This window comes from Aeromonas sp. HMWF014 (assembly GCF_963878295.1).
GTDB lineage: Bacteria > Pseudomonadota > Gammaproteobacteria > Enterobacterales > Aeromonadaceae > Aeromonas > Aeromonas popoffii.
The window spans coordinates 1-2,024 of record NZ_CAWNYS010000307.1; the positions used below are offsets into that span (position 1 = coordinate 1).

Annotated in this window: 1 protein-coding gene and 1 pseudogene; both read right to left on the reverse strand. The window is 40.5% G+C overall.

All coding sequences use genetic code 11. From position 1 onward, the window contains the following. The coding region (locus AAC083_RS12660) for a TIGR02594 family protein (protein ID WP_146181668.1) at nucleotides 1-1,551 on the reverse strand (1,551 nt) is incomplete at its 3' end. Between the two features lie 3 nt (nucleotides 1,552-1,554). Then, a pseudogene (locus AAC083_RS12665) lies at nucleotides 1,555-2,024 on the reverse strand (type VI secretion system tip protein VgrG); the annotation flags it as partial.

Genomic DNA, 2,024 nt, shown 5'->3' on the forward strand with positions numbered 1-2,024 from the left:
ATATGAAACAGGCACAACATACCTCATTCCTTCAAAATTCGAAAACTTAATAGTATCCCCTTGATTACCACCCAACCCTATTATAAACCCATTAGCACCATCACAATAATAAAAAGTCACATGTGATCGACTACATGCAACACAGCCATATATAGGTTCTTTTATCTCTACAAACCTCGAAGTATCTTCAAGAAAAGACTTAGCCCTCTGAGAATTTTTTGGTTTTGCATAGCCTGCTTCTTGTAGACAATAGCTAACAAAAGAAGCGCACCAAGCATTACTAGTACCAGACAAACTCTTAATCCACGCATTGCCAGTTAAAGCATGATAATTATCAGTTATGTTTTTTTCTTTGGTACCATGCCATTTTTTTGCCTCTCTAATAGCAATACCCATCCAAGGTACCTCTTCCTCACTCATTGGTATCGTAGCTAAGGGCTTGCCTTTACTATCCCTCGTAGTTTCAACAACCACAGTTGCTACCGCTTTGTTAGGCTTTTTCCCAGCGCCTGTACTTGTAGATACAGCCGGTTTAGATTGGATTTTTTTTGGCACTGTAGACTGAGCGCTAATTAGTTCAGTGCTATTATTAGCTTTTGGCAATATCCATATCTTGGTCCCTGGGTAGACTCTAGCAGGGTCCTTTATATTGTTGGCTTTCACTATAGCATCAACATTGGTTTTATATTTCTTGGCAAGATGCCATAGGGTATCCCCTGACTTTATTGTATACTGAAATTTTTTACGTTCAGGTAATGGCTGCCCTACTGGGGGATCTAAAGGCATAGTTTTTGTTTTTGCAACAATACCATCAAAAACAGCTAAAACATTTTTTGCCGGACCACTAGGCTCAATAATGGCAATTTCCTTCATGGAGCCATCAATAGGATTAGGAACACATACGTTTATTGTACATGTAAATACAATATGAGGTATAGGAGGTACCAAACCACGTTCATCTGTAATAAATTCTTTCTGAACATCACCACTTTTCAAAACTACAACTTGACCTGAAATAGGTCTGGAGCCATCACTTACAATTACATTGCTAAGCTTTGTTATTACCTCCTTACGATCATCTTTATTATTGTGGTATCCCTCAATAACCTCTATAGCATGGGCAACATCATCAAGCTCGGAAACACTTAATCTATTTATGATTTTTGAACGAGAAACACCTGATAGCTTTTCTAGATCAGATATATATTTCGATGTATTGTTCTCATGAGACGGAGCATACGCTCTGATTCCATTTTCTACGGTTTTATCACCATGCATACGAAGCAAATTTTTCTTTAACTCTGCAAATCCTACTTCATAACTAGGAAAGATAAGAAAAAAACCATTACTCTCTGTCTTTGCGAACCCGATATGACTCGTAACTTTCTTAGGTTGAGGTTTTCCATTAACCATTCTGGGCCTGAGATTGCCAGGATTATTAGTGCGCCAAGGCAAAGTCCCCCCCGTTCTTAACAGGCAGGCACCTTTGGCCCCCTCATATTGAGCTGTTTTTGTTTTTCCATCATACAGGCAAGCAATCCACTTAGTCATCGCTCAAACCTCTTTAAAAATTTCATCATGATCCCAAGCAGTCAGTAAACTACTACTATCGTCACCCAGCATTGCCAGATAATGTTCATCAAGTTCACTCCACTCATCATCATCTGGTTCATCCTCCTCGAGAACGTCCTCCCATGGCAACTCTTGGCTTGTCCATGTTAATGCACCAAGATAGAGAGTCATTTCTTGCGGGGAGCCATCATGTATATATGAGGGAAGTTTGCCATCCTCACTGATACGTCCAGATAAAACAGTATTTTCTTGGGCATCCTTAATGACATATTGTGCCCCCATAAACTGTTCACTCATAAAGAAATTCGCATGCTCTGCTGCAAAACGTAGGGCACTCTTTTGAAATTCAGTCGTTCGAAAGACTGATACCGACTGCAACATTTTAGGATCAATCGGTATTTTCCCCGCCCAGCCGGAGCCGGAGCCTGCGCCGCCGCCCGCATTGAGCTTGA